Annotated in this window: 11 protein-coding genes; 4 read left to right on the forward strand and 7 right to left on the reverse strand. The window is 66.7% G+C overall.

Going from position 1 to position 14,768, the window contains the following annotated elements; translation table 11 throughout:
- Window positions 1-31: 31 nt before the first annotated feature.
- Both AC3WLF_RS04605 and AC3WLF_RS04610 read right to left on the reverse strand, forming a co-directional pair.
- Window positions 32-682 (reverse strand): response regulator, encoded by a 651-nt coding sequence (locus AC3WLF_RS04605; RefSeq protein WP_492317458.1) that lies wholly within the window; start codon window positions 680-682, stop codon window positions 32-34.
- Window positions 679-1,746 carry a sensor histidine kinase gene (locus tag AC3WLF_RS04610; RefSeq protein WP_492317459.1) on the reverse strand — a complete coding sequence of 356 codons (1,068 nt, stop codon included), beginning with the start codon at window positions 1,744-1,746 and terminating at the stop codon, window positions 679-681. The genes AC3WLF_RS04605 and AC3WLF_RS04610 overlap by 4 nt, the downstream gene beginning before the upstream one ends.
- A gap of 412 nt (window positions 1,747-2,158) precedes the next feature.
- Here AC3WLF_RS04610 and AC3WLF_RS04615 point away from each other — a divergent pair, with 412 nt between their 5' ends.
- Window positions 2,159-3,175: a fimbrial protein gene (locus tag AC3WLF_RS04615; RefSeq protein WP_492317460.1), complete on the forward strand. Its 1,017-nt coding sequence runs from the start codon at window positions 2,159-2,161 to the stop codon at window positions 3,173-3,175.
- Window positions 3,176-3,239: 64 nt separating this feature from the next.
- The gene (locus AC3WLF_RS04620; protein ID WP_492317461.1) at window positions 3,240-3,641 is read left to right on the forward strand and encodes a hypothetical protein; all 402 of its coding nucleotides are present in this window, start codon (window positions 3,240-3,242) and stop codon (window positions 3,639-3,641) included.
- Window positions 3,642-3,703: 62 nt separating this feature from the next.
- On the opposite strand, the gene AC3WLF_RS04625 is transcribed toward AC3WLF_RS04620, so the two are convergent.
- Window positions 3,704-4,198 carry a cyanophycin metabolism-associated DUF1854 family protein gene (locus tag AC3WLF_RS04625; protein WP_018312457.1) on the reverse strand — a complete coding sequence of 165 codons (495 nt, stop codon included), beginning with the start codon at window positions 4,196-4,198 and terminating at the stop codon, window positions 3,704-3,706.
- The gene (locus AC3WLF_RS04630; protein WP_492317463.1) at window positions 4,188-6,479 is read right to left on the reverse strand and encodes a cyanophycin metabolism-associated ABC transporter; all 2,292 of its coding nucleotides are present in this window, start codon (window positions 6,477-6,479) and stop codon (window positions 4,188-4,190) included. Before AC3WLF_RS04630 ends, AC3WLF_RS04625 begins: the two co-directional genes overlap by 11 nt.
- A 240-nt stretch (window positions 6,480-6,719) precedes the next feature.
- Here AC3WLF_RS04630 and cphA (AC3WLF_RS04635) point away from each other — a divergent pair, with 240 nt between their 5' ends.
- On the forward strand, window positions 6,720-9,353 hold the full coding sequence (gene cphA, locus AC3WLF_RS04635; RefSeq protein ID WP_492317464.1) for a cyanophycin synthetase: 2,634 nt from the start codon (window positions 6,720-6,722) through the stop codon (window positions 9,351-9,353).
- A 46-nt stretch (window positions 9,354-9,399) separates the two neighbouring features.
- The gene (gene cphA / locus AC3WLF_RS04640; RefSeq protein WP_492317465.1) at window positions 9,400-11,970 is read left to right on the forward strand and encodes a cyanophycin synthetase; all 2,571 of its coding nucleotides are present in this window, start codon (window positions 9,400-9,402) and stop codon (window positions 11,968-11,970) included.
- Window positions 11,971-12,031: 61 nt separating this feature from the next.
- Here the strand turns inward: cphA (AC3WLF_RS04640) and AC3WLF_RS04645 are convergent, their stop codons facing one another.
- From AC3WLF_RS04645 to AC3WLF_RS04655, 3 genes are all read right to left on the reverse strand, one after another.
- Entirely contained in the window at window positions 12,032-12,691 is a 660-nt protein-coding gene (locus AC3WLF_RS04645) for an amino acid ABC transporter permease (RefSeq protein WP_492317466.1), read from the reverse strand.
- 109 nt (window positions 12,692-12,800) lie between these two features.
- Complete coding sequence (locus AC3WLF_RS04650) at window positions 12,801-13,610, reverse strand: transporter substrate-binding domain-containing protein (protein ID WP_492317467.1); 810 nt, start codon at window positions 13,608-13,610, stop codon at window positions 12,801-12,803.
- Window positions 13,611-13,810: 200 nt separating this feature from the next.
- Complete coding sequence (locus AC3WLF_RS04655; RefSeq protein WP_492317468.1) at window positions 13,811-14,722, reverse strand: glutamate/aspartate ABC transporter substrate-binding protein; 912 nt, start codon at window positions 14,720-14,722, stop codon at window positions 13,811-13,813.
- Window positions 14,723-14,768 lie beyond the last annotated feature (46 nt).

Genomic DNA, 14,768 nt, shown 5'->3' on the forward strand with positions numbered 1-14,768 from the left:
CTAAGGATTTTCCTAGACGCACCGCAGCAGACTAGGCCGCATCCCCGGCTTCGGCGAGCAGGCCGTGGCGGATGGCGTAGTGCACCAGCCCGGCCGTCGATGCGATGTCCATCTTGCCGAGGATGTTGGCCTTGTGGGTGCTTACCGTCTTGGCGCTGAGCAACAGCGCCGCGGCGACCTCGTTGATGCCCAGCCCCTCGGCCAGCATCTGGAACACCTGCAGTTCACGCGCCGTCAGCCGTGCATGCGGCAGCATGGCATCGGGCTGCCGGGCCTGGCTGAGGAGCTTGTCGGCAATCGCCGGCGAGACCGCGGTACCGCCGCGCGCCACCTTGCGGATGGCACCGAGCAGCTGGTCGGACTCGACATTCTTGGTCAGGTAGCCAGCCGCGCCCGCGCGGATAGCCTGCACCGCGTATTGCGACTCGCGGTACATGCTCAGCACCAGGACCGGCAGCGCCGGATAGCCGGCCCGTATCTGCTGGATCAGCAGGATGCCGCTGCGCCCCGGCATCGACATGTCCAGCAACAGCACGTCCGGCGCCTGCGCGCGCAGCAGCGCCAACACTTCGCAGCCGTCGGCGGCTTCGGCCACCACCTGCATGTCGGGCACGGTGGAGAAGATCTTCTTGAGCCCGTCGCGGATGATAGTGTGGTCGTCGGCAAGCATCAGGCGGATCATCTTGCCCCTCCGTTGCCGGCAGCGCCGGCATTGGGAATCTGCGCCTCGACCCGGGTGCCGCCGCCCTTCTCGCCGGTTACCGCCAGCTTGCCGCCCAGCATCAGCGCACGCTCGCGCATCCCCAGCAAACCCAGGCTGCGGCGATGCCCGGCCCTGGACGCATCGATGCCGCGGCCGTTGTCGGCAACCACCAGCCGCAAGGTTCCGCCGGCCTCGCTCAGTTCCACCCGCACGCGATCGGCGCGGCCATGACGGCAGGCATTGGTCAGCGCTTCCTGCGCGATGCGAAAGACCGCGGTGCTGAGTTCGGCGCCGAGCTCGCCAACGGGCTGCAGCGCCAGCTCGCAGGCGATGCCGCCGCGCTCGGAAAAGGACTCGGCCAGCCACTCGATCGCAGCGGTCAGCCCCAGCTCATCCAGCAGCGGCGGGCGCAGGTCTGCCGCGATGCGCTGCACCGCGTCCACCGTCGAATCCGCGATCTGCTTGAGCATCTGCAAATGCTTGCGGCACGCGTCGCCAGCATCGGGGCCCTGCTGCGCTTCGATAAAGCTCAGACCCAGGCGCAATGCCGTCAGGGACTGGCCAAGCTCATCGTGCAGCTCGCGTGAGATCCGGGTGCGCTCCGCCTCGCGCACGGACTGCAGGTAGGCGGACAACTCACGCAGCTGCGCGCGCGAGTCCAGCAGTTCCTGCTCGGAGCGCTTGCGGTCGGTAATGTCGCGCGAGATGCCGACCGTGCCGACGACCGCGCCGTCCTGGCCCCGAATCGGCATCTTGATCGTATCGAACCAGTGCAGGCTGCCGTCCTGGCCGTGACGGCATTCCTCATAGCGCCGGCGGATGCCGCTGGCCACCACGGCCTTGTCGGTGCCCAGGTAGACCTGTCCCCATTCCTCCGACCACACCTTGTCCGGCGTGCTGCCCAGGATCTCGGCCTCGGACCGCCCGCATGCGGCCATGAAGGCGTCATTGACCAGGACGTAGCGGGAGCCGACGTCCTTCAGCCAGGCCTGGTCGGGTATGTTGTTCAGGATGGCCCGCTGCAGGTCGACATACGTATCCATGACTTCTCCTTGCCGGGCCCTTGCCTTGCCGGCAGGCGCCCGATTCATGACAGACAAGTATCGATTCATGCATTGCATTCATCAAACTGCATGGCCTGTCTGCATCCCCTCGCAGACTATAGCCAGCAACCGGCGGCCATGCGCTTGTCGTTTTCCTCAATGGCTGGACGAAAGCGAACGTCCGGATCACAGAGCCTTGCGGCATGGTGTGGATCAAGGAGCTGTTTGGCAGTTCTTCCGTTCCGGTGGCGTGAAATCTCTGACCCGGGTTTAAGGCAAGCCTTATTGCCGCCGGACTGCGCCAAACCTATCGTAGTAGCGCAACTTCAACCGGCATGCCGGAAAGCCGGAGGGCCGGCCCGCAACCTGGCCGTTTGTGCACGCCGCGCATGCCATCACGGCGAGCCCTGCTATGAACGGAAAACAACTAATCAGCACCCTGCGCCACTGGCTGGTGGTACTTGCATGCTTTGCGGTCCCGCATTTCGCTCATGCGACCTGCAGTGCCACGCCGGCAATGCCATATCTGCAGGCACTAAGCAACATTGCCGTCGCCGCCAACCTTGCCGTTGGCAGCACCATTCCCGGAACGGTGCACTACTATTCATTCAGCGGCACCTGTGCCTACGTGCCGCCGTACGTGGTGGCCGGCGCTCCCATCATCTCCTGCTACTACGGCAGCGGCACTGAAGTCATGCCCGGCGTCTACTCCACCGGCGTCGCCGGCATCGGCATCCGGCTGCGCAATGCCTCTGGCCAGCCCATGACGAATGCCGCTGGTGTCTGGTGCGATACCCGCGGCGCTAACCTGGGAAACCTGGACGCAAACCTGAACTATGCCGTGTCGGTATCGGTGGAATTTGTCAAGACCGGCCCGATCACCTCAGGCAATCTCGATCCAAGCCAGACCGAGTTCGGCTTCGGTGTCTACAACGGCAGCTTGGCCGGCGCGCTAGGCGGCTCTGGCAACAACTACATCGGCTTCTCCGGCAATGTGACCCCCCGGGAAATTGCCTGCAATCTCAACTACCCAACGGTGGTCAACTTGCCGACGATCAGCGCCAGCACGCTCGCGAGCGGGCGCGCGGGTGGCAGCACACCATTCGCCATCCAGTTGACCTGCAGCGGCGCGGCCATAGTCGGCATGACACTCGACGGCGCCGCAGGCACACCCGTGGTCTCGGCCGCAACCGGCATACTCGGCATCAGCGGTGGCGGGACGGGCGGCATGGCCAGTGGCGCTGGCGTGCAGATCGTCAATGCGAGCGGCACCGCGCCCGTTCCGCTGCAGGTGCGCAATGCGATGGGCAACATCACGGCCAACGTTCCCGCCACATACCGCTTCGGCGCGCGCTACATCGGACTGGGCGGCACGCCCTCCCCGGGGACGGTGTCGAGCGCGATGGTCTTTACCATGGATTATCAATAGCCGGCATGGAAGCGGCGCGCCGAAGGACTACAATAGCCGGCTGCAGTCCTTGAAGGCTTTCGCCATGTCTGACCATCCCCGCTTCACCATCAACCGTTCCATGGTCGCCCTGGTCCCGGAACAGCCGTTCCTGGACTGGATCCAGGCGGTCGATCCCCAGCCGGTGGCCGGCCTCACGCTAGAGCAGGTGCGCGAGGATCAGAGCGTGTTCCTGCTGCCGGAAGAACTGGCCGATACGCACGACAACGCCGTGCGCTGGGTCGAGAAGCGCTGGCAGGAATTCTTCGAATTCATGCTGGGCGAGTGGTTCGACGACTCGATGTGGCCCGAGGAACTGTCGCTGCAGATGTTCCGCGAGTGGTTCAGCGTGCGCTACCACTCGATGGTGTTCGACATGGCGCCTGACGTGCCGGTCATGCACGATGACTGGGACGACGCGGACGACGCGTCCGAGATGCTGCACTAGGGCCCGGATCGGGAACCCGGCCGGCAGAACTCCGGCTCGGGGTCAGCGTCGCCAGGGACGCCTCAGAGGAAGCGGTCGAGGATCTTGCGGCTGTGCTTGTCCAGCGCCATCAGGTCGCGGATCAGGTAGTGGATGCCGTGCGTGTCCGATATCAGCAGCGTGCTGCCGGCCAGGCGCCGGATCGCCTCTTCGCCGCGCAGCACCAGTTCGGTCTGGCCGCGATCGGTCTGCACCGTCCACACGCTGGGCGTGGCATAGGTCGACACGCTGACGATACGCTGAATCTCCGGCATGAACTCGCGCGAGGCGAGTTCCGCTTCGATCATGCTGCGCTCTGCCAGCGGCAAATCCTCCAGCCGCGGAATCCACACCACTTCATGCCCGTCGGTGCTCATCAGGCCGATGCCGCCCTGCGGTGCGGAAATCGGGAAGGCGCGCACCGGCACCACGCCTTCGTGGACGGTGCCGTCCTCGGCGATCAGGACCAGGCGGCCAAAACGATTGCGATCTAGCGTAAACATGGGCGTCGGCGTGGTGGCGGGGATGTCATTGGGCATTGGCGGCCTCCGGCGTTTCGATCGCTTCGTCTTCGCCGTCCTCGGTGTCGACATTGCGCGCCTGCGCCTGGTACAGCTTGTAGTACGCACCTTCGCGCAACAGCAGCTCATCATGGCTGCCGACCTCGACGATCTGGCCGCGGTCCATCACCACCAGCCGGTCGGCCTTGCGCAGCGTCGACAGGCGGTGCGCGATGGCGATGGTGGTGCGGCCCTGCACCAGGTTGTCGAGCGCCTTCTGGATTTCCTTCTCGGTGGCGGTGTCGACCGACGAGGTGGCCTCGTCCATGATCAGGATGCGCGGGTTGATCAGCAGTGCGCGCGCGATCGAGATGCGCTGGCGCTCGCCGCCTGACAGCGCCTGGCCACGCTCACCGACCAGCGAGTCATAGCCGTGCGGCAGGCGCAGGATGAACTCGTGCGCATGCGCGGCGCGCGCGGCGGCGATGATCTCTTCGCGCGTGGCGTCGGGCTTGCCGTAGGCAATGTTGTCGGCAATCGTGCCGAAGAACAGGAACGGCTCCTGCAGCACCAGGCCAATATGGCGGCGGTACTCCGACACCGGCAGCGAGCGGATATCGACGCCGTCGACGCGGATCGCGCCCTCGGAAACATCGTAGAAACGGCAGATCAGGTTGACCAGCGTGCTCTTGCCCGAGCCGCTGTGCCCCACCAGGCCAATCATCTCGCCCGGCTCGATCGACAGGTTCAGCCCGCGGATCACCGCGCGGTTACCGTAGCGGAAGCCCAGGTCGCTCATGTCGATGGCGCCTTCGACCTTGTCCAGCTTCGCCGGGCGCACCGGCTCCGGCACGCTCGACACATGGTCGAGGATGTCGAAGATGCGCTTGGCGCCGGCAGCGGCCTTCTGCGTCACCGAGACAATCCGGCTCATCGAATCCAGCCGGGTATAGAAGCGGCTGATATAGGTCAGGAACGCCACCAGCACACCCACCGTGATGGCGCTGTGCGACACCTGCCAGATGCCGAACACCCACACGATCAGCAGGCCGATCTCGGTCAGCAGGGTCACCGTCGGCGTGAACAGCGACCATACCGCGTTGACGCGGTCATTGATCGCCAGGTTGTGCTTGTTGGCCTCGCGGAAGCGCGACACCTCACGCTTTTCCTGGGCAAAGGCCTTGACCACGCGGATGCCGGGGATGGTATCGGCCAGCACATTGGTGATCTCGGACCAGATCCGGTCGATCTTCTCGAAGCCGTGGCGCAGGCGGTCCCGCACCAGGTGGATCATCCAGGCAATGAACGGCAGCGGCACCAGCGTGACCAATGCCAGCCACGGGTTGATCGATACCAGGATCACCGCCGTCATGAGGATCATCAGCACGTCGGTGGCAAAGTCCAGCAGGTGCAGCGACAGGAAGACGCAGATGCGGTCGCTTTCCGAGCCGATGCGCGCCATCAGGTCGCCGGTGCGCTTGCCCCCGAAGTATTCCAGCGACAGCTTTAGCAGATGTTCGTACGTGGTAGTGCGCAGATCGGCGCCGATACGCTCCGATACGCGCGCGAGCAGGTAAGTGCGCGCCCACCCCAGCGACCAGGCCACCAGCGCCGCCCCCAGCAATCCCGCCAGGTACAGACGCACCAGCCCGTAGTCGATTGGCACCCCGTTCTGGAACGGGATCAGCACCTTGTCCATCAGCGGCATGGTCAGGTACGGCGGCACCAGCGTGGCCGCGGTGGACAGCAGCGTCAGCAGGAAGCCCGCCAGCAGCTGCCACTGGTACGGCCGGGCAAAGCGCCACAGGCGCAGCAGCGCCCAGGTCGACGGCGGGGTTTCCAGCTCCCGGCTGCATTGGGGGCACTGTTCCTCGTCCGGCGGCAGCGGCGCCTTGCAGGTCGGGCACAGCACTTCGCCCGCCTCGCCGGCCGGGCGCGCGCCGGCGGCATCGCGCTGGAATTCGAACTGGTCGGCCAGCCGCAGCGCGGCCGGATTGTAACCAAGCGTGTATCGCCAGCTGGCCAGCCGGCCCTCTGGACCGCTCAGTTCCAGCGCGCCCACGCCCGCGTGGTCGGTGTGCGAGAGGCGCAGGGAGGTCCCGATGTTCCATTCCCGCACATTTTTTTCACCGGGAGCCCGGGCAACGATGCGCTGGTCGGTCACAACCAGCCACCCTTGGGTAAAATGCAGCTTCGCGTCGAGGTCCAGAACCAGTCCGGCCAGGACGGTCTCGCCGGGTCGGAGCCACGATCCGGATTCGGTCCGCCAGGGCTCGTCGGCAGCAGGGGCGGTAGGGACAGGCAGGGAGGACTGGGTCATGGATGGCGCGGCGTGCGTCCAGGGGGTACGGACATAACTTGAAACAAATTTAGGCCGGGCACGCTCTGGCGGCCCGCGAATTCGCCCGCAGTATACATAACGACGAACGCGCGGGTACTCCTGATGCACTGCACAATCACTTTTACACGAAGAAAGTCAACCCGCTCTGTGCTGTAACGTTACTGAAAGGTTAGGCTTCCATTTCTCGGGCGGTTCCGCCCACTGCCTCAAGCTAATTCAATGAAAAAGAAGGACATTGAGATTTTCGATGTCATGTCGCTGCGCGGCCCGAATATGTGGACATATCGGCCCGTACTGGAGGCATGGGTCGATATCGGGGAACTGGAGGACTTTCCCTCCAACACGATTCCGGGGTTCTACGAGCGCCTGTCGGCCTGGCTGCCGTCGCTGATCGAGCATCGCTGCAGTATCGGCGAGCGCGGCGGCTTCCTGCAGCGCGTGAAGGACGGCACCTGGCCCGGCCATATCCTGGAACACGTGACGCTTGAGCTGCAGAACCTGGCAGGCATGCCCGGCGGCTTCGGCAAGGCGCGCGAGACCCCGGTGCGCGGCGTCTACAAGGTGATCGTGCGCGCCTGGCACGAGCAAGTCACCCGCGTCGCCCTGTTCACCGCCCGCGACCTGGTCATGGCCGCGATCGAGGACCGTCCCTTCGACGTCCCCGCCGCCGTGGACAACCTGCGCCGCCTGGTGGACGAGCATTGCCTGGGCCCCAGCACCGCCTGCATCGTCGATGCCGCGGACGACCGCGACATCCCGGCGATCCGCCTGTCGGACGGCAACCTGGTGCAGCTGGGCTACGGCGCGCGCCAGCGCCGCATCTGGACCGCCGAGACCGACCGTACCAGCGCCATCGGCGAAAGCATCTCGCGCGACAAGGACCTGACCAAGAGCCTGCTTGAGTCCTGCGGCGTGCCGGTCCCCGAGGGCCGCATGGTCGATTCCCCGGCAGACGCCTGGGACGCCGCCGAGGACATCGGCGTGCCGGTGGTGGTCAAGCCCTATGACGGCAACCACGGCCGCGGCGTGTTCACCAACCTGATGACCCGCGAGGAAGTCGAGACCGCCTACGGCGTGGCCATCGACGAAGGCAACGGCGTCATCGTCGAACGCTTCATCCCCGGCAACGAGCACCGCCTGCTGGTGGTGGGCGGCCGCCTGGTGGCCGCCGCCATGGGCGAGACCGCGAGCGTGGTCGGCGACGGCAAGTCCACCATCGACGAGCTGATCGAGCTGCAGATCAATTCCGATCCGCGCCGCGGCACCACCGAGGATCATCCGCTGAACCGTGTGCGGCTGGACTCGGCCGCGCGCCTGGAACTGAAGCGCCAGGGCATGGACGCCAGCTCGGTACCGCCCGAAGGCCGCACCGTGCTGATCCAGCGCAACGGCAATGTCGCCTTCGACGTCACCGACCGCGTGCACCCGAGCGTCGCAGCGCATGCGGCGCTGGCCGCGCGCGTGGTCGGGCTGGACATCGCCGGCGTGGACCTGGTGGCCGAGGACATCTCGCGCCCGCTGGCCGAGCAGCGCGGCGCCATCGTCGAGGTCAACGCCGGCCCCGGCCTGCTGATGCATATCAAGCCGGCCGAAGGCACGCCGCGTCCGGTCGGCCGCGCCATCGTCAACCACCTGTTCCCTGAGTCCGATGACGACCAGGGCCGCATCCCGGTGGTGGGCGTGACCGGCACCAACGGCAAGACCGTGGTCGCGCGCCTGGTGGCGCGCCTGCTGCAGCTGTCGGGCAAGCATACCGGCCTGGCCTGCAGCGACGGGCTGTTCCTGGACCGCCGCCAGGTGGAAAGCGGCGACCGCGCCAACTGGGAATCGGGCCATCGCATCCTGATGAACCGCGCGGTCGAGGCCGCCGTGTTCGAGAACGACAGCGGCAGCATCCTCTCCGAAGGCCTGGCCTACGACCGCTGCCAGGTCGGCGTGGTCACCAATTTCGACCAGCCCGACCACCTCGGCGACTACTACGTCGAGGACGAGGACCGCATGTACAACGTGCTGCGCACGCAGGTCGACGTGGTGCTTGAGACCGGCGCGGCCGTGCTCAACGCGCGCGACGAACGCCTGGTGGAGATGGCCGGGCTGTGCGACGGCGACGTGATCTTCTTCGGCCTGACGCCGGAGCTGCCCGCGATCGTGTCGCACCGTGCCGCCGGCAAGCGCGCGGTGTACCTGCGCGAAGGCAAGATCGTGCTGGCCACCGGCAGCAGCGAAACCGCGCTGGTGGACGTGGCCGCGGTGCCGCTGACCTATGCCGGGCGCGTCGCGTTCCAGGTCGAGAACGTGCTGGCGGCCGTGGCCGCGGGCTGGGCGCTGGGCATTTCCAACGACCTGATCCGCGCCGGCGTGGTGACCTTCGATGTCGGCCAGGTCGACGTGCCGGGCCGCTTCACGCTGTTCGAGCGCAACGGCGCCACCGTGGTGGTCGACGACGCCCACAACGCGCCCGCGCTGGAAGCCCTGGCGACCGCGCTGGAGCGCTTCCCGGCCGAGCGCCGCATGGTGGTCTACGGCGCCGGCATGCAACGCCGCGACGAAGACCTGGTGCGCCAAGGCATGGCGCTGGGCCAGCATTTCGACCGCGTCTTCCTGTGCGAGGACCGCAGCGTCAAGCGCGCCCTGCCCGATGCCGAGGCGCGCGCGCTGCTCAAGCAGGGCCTGTACGAAGGCCGGCGCGTCACCAAGATCATCGACGAAGGCACGCGTGCCAGCGCCATTGAAACCGCCCTGAACCAGCTGGTGCCGGGCGACCTGCTGGTACTGCAGTGCGACGAGGCCGCCACCGGCGCCACCGTCGACCTGGTGCACCACTGGATGGGCCAGCCTGCGCGCCGCGCCTGACGCGGCCCCAAGCTCAACCGCGCATAGAAGACACGGAAACCGTTCTATGGAAGTCTCACGTATCCGGGCCCTGCGGGGCCCGAACCTGTGGTGCCGCCACACCGCCATCGAGGCGATCGTGGCCTGCCAGGATGCCACCAACATGCTGTCGGCGCTGCCCGGTTTTGAAGACCGGCTGCGCGCCCGTTTCCCCGAGATCGGGCCGCTGCGCCCGGACGAGGAGTCGGGCGAGCTGTCGCTGGCCCACGTGCTGGAAGTGACCGCGCTGCGCCTGCAGGCCGCTGCCGGCTGCCCGGTCACCTTCAGCCGCACCGCGCAGACGGTCGAGCCCGGCACCTACCAGGTGATCGTGCAATACAGCGAGGAAGAAGTCGGCCGGCTTGCGTTCGAGCTGGCCGAGGCCCTGTGCCGCGCCGCGCGCAACGACACCCCGTTCGACCTGGCCGACGCGCTGCACCGCCTGCGCGAGCTGGACGAGGACGTGCGCCTGGGGCCCAGCACCGGCTCCATCGTCTACGCCGCCGTGGCGCGCGGCATCCCCTACCGGCGCCTGACGCAGGGCTCGATGGTGCAGTTCGGCTGGGGCAGCAAGCAGCGCCGCATCCAGGCCGCCGAGACCGACCGCACCAGCGCCGTGGCCGAATCGATCGCGCAGGACAAGGACCTGACCAAGACCCTGCTGCACGCCGCCGGCGTGCCGGTGCCGCTGGGCCGCTCGGTGCGCAGCGCCGAAGAGGCCTGGGCCGCAGCGCAGGAAATCGACGCCCCGGTGGTGGTCAAGCCGCGCGACGGCAACCAGGGCAAGGGCGTGGCGGTGCGCATCCGCACCCGCGAGGAAGTGATGACGGCCTACGAGGTCGCCTCGGACATCAGCTCGGATGTGATCGTCGAGCGCTATATCCCGGGCCATGACTTCCGCCTGCTGGTGGTCGGCAAGCAGCTGGTGGCGGCCGCGCGCCGCGATCCGCCGCAGGTCATCGGCGACGGCGTGCATACGGTGCGCCAGCTGGTCGAGGAAGTGAACCGCGACCCGCGCCGCGGCGAGGGCCATGCGACCTCGCTGACCAAGATCCGCTTTGACGACATCGCGCTGGCCACGCTGGCCAAGCAGAACCTGACCGCCGATTCCGTGCCGGCCAACGGCACGCGCGTGGTGTTGCGCAACAACGCCAACCTGTCCACCGGCGGCAGCGCCACCGACGTGACCGACGACGTCCACCCGGACATCGCCGCGCGTGCCGTGGCGGCGGCGCAGATGGTGGGCCTGGACATCGCCGGCGTCGACGCCGTGTGCGAGACCATGCTCAAGCCGTTCGAGGAACAGGCCGGCGGCATCGTCGAGGTAAACGCCGCGCCGGGCCTGCGCATGCACCTGCAGCCGTCTTACGGCAAGGGCCGCGCGGTCGGCGAAGCCATTGTCTCGACCATGTTCTCCGATGGCGACGATGGCCGCATCCCGGTGGTGGCCGTGTCCGGCACCAACGGCAAGACCACCACGGTCCGGCTGATCACCCACATCATGGCCACCAGCGGCCTGCGCATGGGCATGACCGGCACCGATGGCGTGTATATCCAGGGCGAGCGCATCGACACCGGCGACTGCAGCGGCCCGCGCAGCGCGCGCAACGTGCTGCTGCACCCGGACGTGGACGCCGCCGTGTTTGAAACCGCGCGCGGCGGCCTGCTGCGCGAAGGCCTGGCATTCGACCGCTGCGACGTGGCGGTGGTGACCAACGTGGGCGAAGGCGACCACCTGGGCCTGTCCTACATCAACTCGGTGGAAGACCTGGCGGTGCTCAAGAGCGTGATCGTGCAGAACGTCGCGCCGCACGGCATGGCGGTCCTGAACGCAGCCGACCCGATGGTGGTGCGCATGGCCGACGCCTGCCCCGGCAGCGTCACCTTCTTCGCCCACGATCCCAACCAGCCGGCCATGGCCACGCACCGCGCGCAGGGCAAGCGCGTGGTGTTCGTGGACGGCGCCGACATCGTCGCGTCCGAAGTCGATACCGAAGTGCGCATCGCTCTGGCCGAGATCCCGCTGACGCGCAACGGCACCATCGGCTTCCAGGTCGATAACGCGATGTCGTCGATCGCGGCCGCGTGGGCGCTGGGCATCGACTGGTCGATCATCCGCCGTGGCCTGGCCACCTTCGTCAACGACGCGCAGACCGCCCCGGGACGCTTCAACGTGTTCGACTACCGCGGCGCCACGCTGATCGCCGACTACGGCCACAACCCGGATGCCATCCTGGCGCTGTGCAACGCTGTCGAGACCATCCCGGCCAAGCGGCGCATGGTGGTGATCAGCGGCGCGGGCGACCGCCGCGACGACGACATCCGCCGCCAGACCCAGATCCTGGGCGGCGTGTTCGATGAAGTCATCCTGTACCAGGACCAGTGCCAGCGCGGCCGCGCCGACGGCGAGGTGCTGGCGCTGCTGCGCGAAGGCCTGCAGGGCGCGCAACGCGCCGGCCAGGTCGAGGAGATCCGTGGCGAGTTCCTCGCCATCGATACCGCGCTGTCGCACCTGCAGCCGGGCGACCTGTGCCTGGTCCTGGTGGACCAGGTGGAAGAGGCGCTGGGGCATATCGCCAGCCGCATCGCGCAGGGCTGACCGGCCCGGCGATAAAAAAAAGGCCAGCTCCGCGGAGCTGGCCTTTTTCTTTGCGCGCCGATCAGTGGCGCCCGGGCAGCGACAAGCGCCGCTCCAGCATATGCTGCACGCCCGACAGCCCGGTGCTCAGCACCCAGTAGATCGCCGCTACCGCCAGGTACAGAGGCAGCGGCTGGTAGGTGGCCGCGATCACCTCCTGCGCAGTGCGCAGCAGCTCGGTCACGGTGATGACCGATACCAGCGAGGTGTCCTTGATCAGGCTGATCAGGCTGTTGGACAGGCTTGGCACCGCCAGCCGCAGCGCCTGCGGGCCGATCACGTAGCGCAGTGCCTGCACCGGCGTCAGGCCCAGGCTGTAGGCTGCCAGCCATTGGCCGCGCGACACGCCCAGGATGGCCCCGCGCATGCTCTCGGACAGGTAGGCGCCGACGTTCAGGCTCAGCGTCAGCACGCCCGCGGGGGTGGGCTCCAGCGCGATGCCGATGCCCGGCAGCCCGTAGTAGACGACAAAGATCTGCACCAGCAGCGGCGTGCCGCGCATGATGCTGACGTAGGTGCGCGCCACCGCCTTGAGCACGCGGCTATGGCTGATGCCCATCAGCGCCACCACCGTGCCCAGCATCAGCCCGAACACCATCGACCACAACGCGAACTTGATGGTCAGCAGCGCGCCCTGCAGCAGCACGGGCATGGAGTCGATGACGAGTTGGAGAGCTGGCATAAGGAAGGCTGAGGCGTGAACAATGAACGCGTGGCGCAAATGGCAAACGGCGCGGCAGCCCTCTGGCCGCCGCGCCGCGACATGATACCGCCCGGCTTACTTCACAGGCTTACTTCACCGGCTTGGTCACATCGGTGCCGAACCACTTCACCGACAGCTTGTTGAGTGTGCCGTCCTTGCGCAGGTCATCCAGCGCATGGTTGATGGCCTGCGCAAACTTGGGATTGTCCTTGCGGAACGGGATGGCGACTTCCGAACCCGCACCCAGCACCACCGCGCCCGGGCGCAGCGGCAGGTTGGCCGTCTTGATCAGGTAGCCCACCATCAGCCGGTCATTGAGCGCGGCATCCACGCGCTGCGCCGCCAGGTCGCGCAGGTATTCGGGCGCGCCGGGGTAGGTCTTGACGTCGATGCCCGCCACGGACTTGGCCAGGTCGTTGTAGTTGCTGCCCAGGCTGACGCCGAGCTTGTGGCCCTTGAGCGCTTCCAGCGACTTGAACTCGCGCTTGTCATCCTTGCGCTGGATCAGCTGCGCTTCGGAGTAGACATAGGGCGTGGAGAAATCCAGCACCTGCTTGCGCTGCGCCGTGGCGGCAACCTGGTTGACGATGACATCGAACTTGCCGGCCTGCAGGCCGGCAATGATGCCGCTCCACTCGGTGGTGACGAACTCCGGCTTCACGCCCAGCTTGCCCGCCACCGCACGCGCCACGTCCACGTCAAAGCCTTCCAGCTCGTTCTTCGCGCCGCGGAAGCCGAACGGCGGATAGGTGCCCTCCAGGCCGATCCTGAGCACGCCGGCCTGCCTGACGGTATCGAGCAGGTCGGCGGCCTGCGCCGCGGTGGACGCCAGCCCGGCGCCGGCAAGCAGCGAGGCAGCCAGCAGGGATTTGAGCCAGCCAGTACGAATCGATCGCATATGTTCTCCAGTGGATGCGGATAAGCAGTGTGGGGGGCAGACAGCGCCGGAGGCCGCTTGTGAGGGCCGCCGGCCAGTTGTGCTGCTATGAGCCTATATCGGCCTCAACACTACCGCAAACACTATCGAGCGCTAAATATTGATTCATTATGGCTAAATAACCGCCGGACCTGATACGCCCCGGCGGTGGCGCCCTGCCCTTACTGGTAGGCCTTGTCGTTGGGCGCCGCGAACAGCGCCTTCATGTCGGCCGAGAGCGGGTAGTTCATGTTGATGCCGCGCGGCGGGATCGGCGACATGAACCACTTGTTGTACAGCTTCTCGGCACGGCCGCTGGTCTGCAGGTCTGCGATCACGCCATCGGCCAGCTTCTTGAACGAGGGATCGTCCTTGCGGAACATGCAGGCGTAGTTCTCGGTCTGCAGCGGCGCGCCGACCACCACCCAGTCGGCTGCGCTCTTGGCCTTGGTGCGCTCGCCGTACAGCAGCGGCTCGTCCATGACGAAGGCAGCGGCACGGCCGGTCTCCAGGATCAGGAAGGACTGGCCGTGGTCCTTGGTGCTGATCAGGTTCATGTTCATGGCCTTCTCGCCGTTCATCTTGACCAGCAGGCGCTCGCCGGTGGTGCCGGCGGTGGTGACCACATTGCGGTCCTTCAGGTCAGTGAACTCCTTCACGCCCGAATCCTTCCTGGTCAGCATCTTGATGCCGTAGACAAACATGCTGTTGGAGAACGCCACCTGCTTCTGGCGCTCCAGGTTGTTGGTGGTGCTGCCGCATTCGATGTCGATGGTGCCGTTCAGCACCAGCGGGATGCGGTTCTGCGAGGTGATCGGGGTCAGGCGCACCTGCAGGCCGGGCATCTTCAGTTCGCCCTTCACCTTGTCGACAATCTGCAGCAGGATCTCGTGCGAATAGCCCATGACCTCCTTGCCATCGGTGTATGAGAACGGGATCGACGATTCGCGATAGCCAAGCGAGATCACGCCGCTGTCCTTGATCTTCTTCAGCGTGTCGCCATCGGCGGCATGGGCGGCGCCGGCGGCCAGCAGCAGCGTGGCGGCCGCAAGCGCGCGGCGGGTCGCGGATCGGTGGGTGTGCAGTGATTGCATGTGGCGCTCCTTGTAGTGGGGCTTGGTCATTGAGGCATGTTTCGCG

This window comes from Cupriavidus sp. FW306-01-F10A (assembly GCF_058782785.1).

Coding starts and splice junctions, on each gene's coding strand:
- AC3WLF_RS04605 (WP_492317458.1), bottom strand. CDS start 682: ATGATCCGCCTGATGCTTGCCGACGACCACACTATCATCCGCGACGGG.
- AC3WLF_RS04610 (WP_492317459.1), bottom strand. CDS start 1,746: ATGGATACGTATGTCGACCTGCAGCGGGCCATCCTGAACAACATACCC.
- AC3WLF_RS04615 (WP_492317460.1), top strand. CDS start 2,159: ATGAACGGAAAACAACTAATCAGCACCCTGCGCCACTGGCTGGTGGTA.
- AC3WLF_RS04620 (WP_492317461.1), top strand. CDS start 3,240: ATGTCTGACCATCCCCGCTTCACCATCAACCGTTCCATGGTCGCCCTG.
- AC3WLF_RS04625 (WP_018312457.1), bottom strand. CDS start 4,198: ATGCCCAATGACATCCCCGCCACCACGCCGACGCCCATGTTTACGCTA.
- AC3WLF_RS04630 (WP_492317463.1), bottom strand. CDS start 6,479: ATGACCCAGTCCTCCCTGCCTGTCCCTACCGCCCCTGCTGCCGACGAG.
- cphA (WP_492317464.1), top strand. CDS start 6,720: ATGAAAAAGAAGGACATTGAGATTTTCGATGTCATGTCGCTGCGCGGC.
- cphA (WP_492317465.1), top strand. CDS start 9,400: ATGGAAGTCTCACGTATCCGGGCCCTGCGGGGCCCGAACCTGTGGTGC.
- AC3WLF_RS04645 (WP_492317466.1), bottom strand. CDS start 12,691: ATGCCAGCTCTCCAACTCGTCATCGACTCCATGCCCGTGCTGCTGCAG.
- AC3WLF_RS04650 (WP_492317467.1), bottom strand. CDS start 13,610: ATGCGATCGATTCGTACTGGCTGGCTCAAATCCCTGCTGGCTGCCTCG.
- AC3WLF_RS04655 (WP_492317468.1), bottom strand. CDS start 14,722: ATGCAATCACTGCACACCCACCGATCCGCGACCCGCCGCGCGCTTGCG.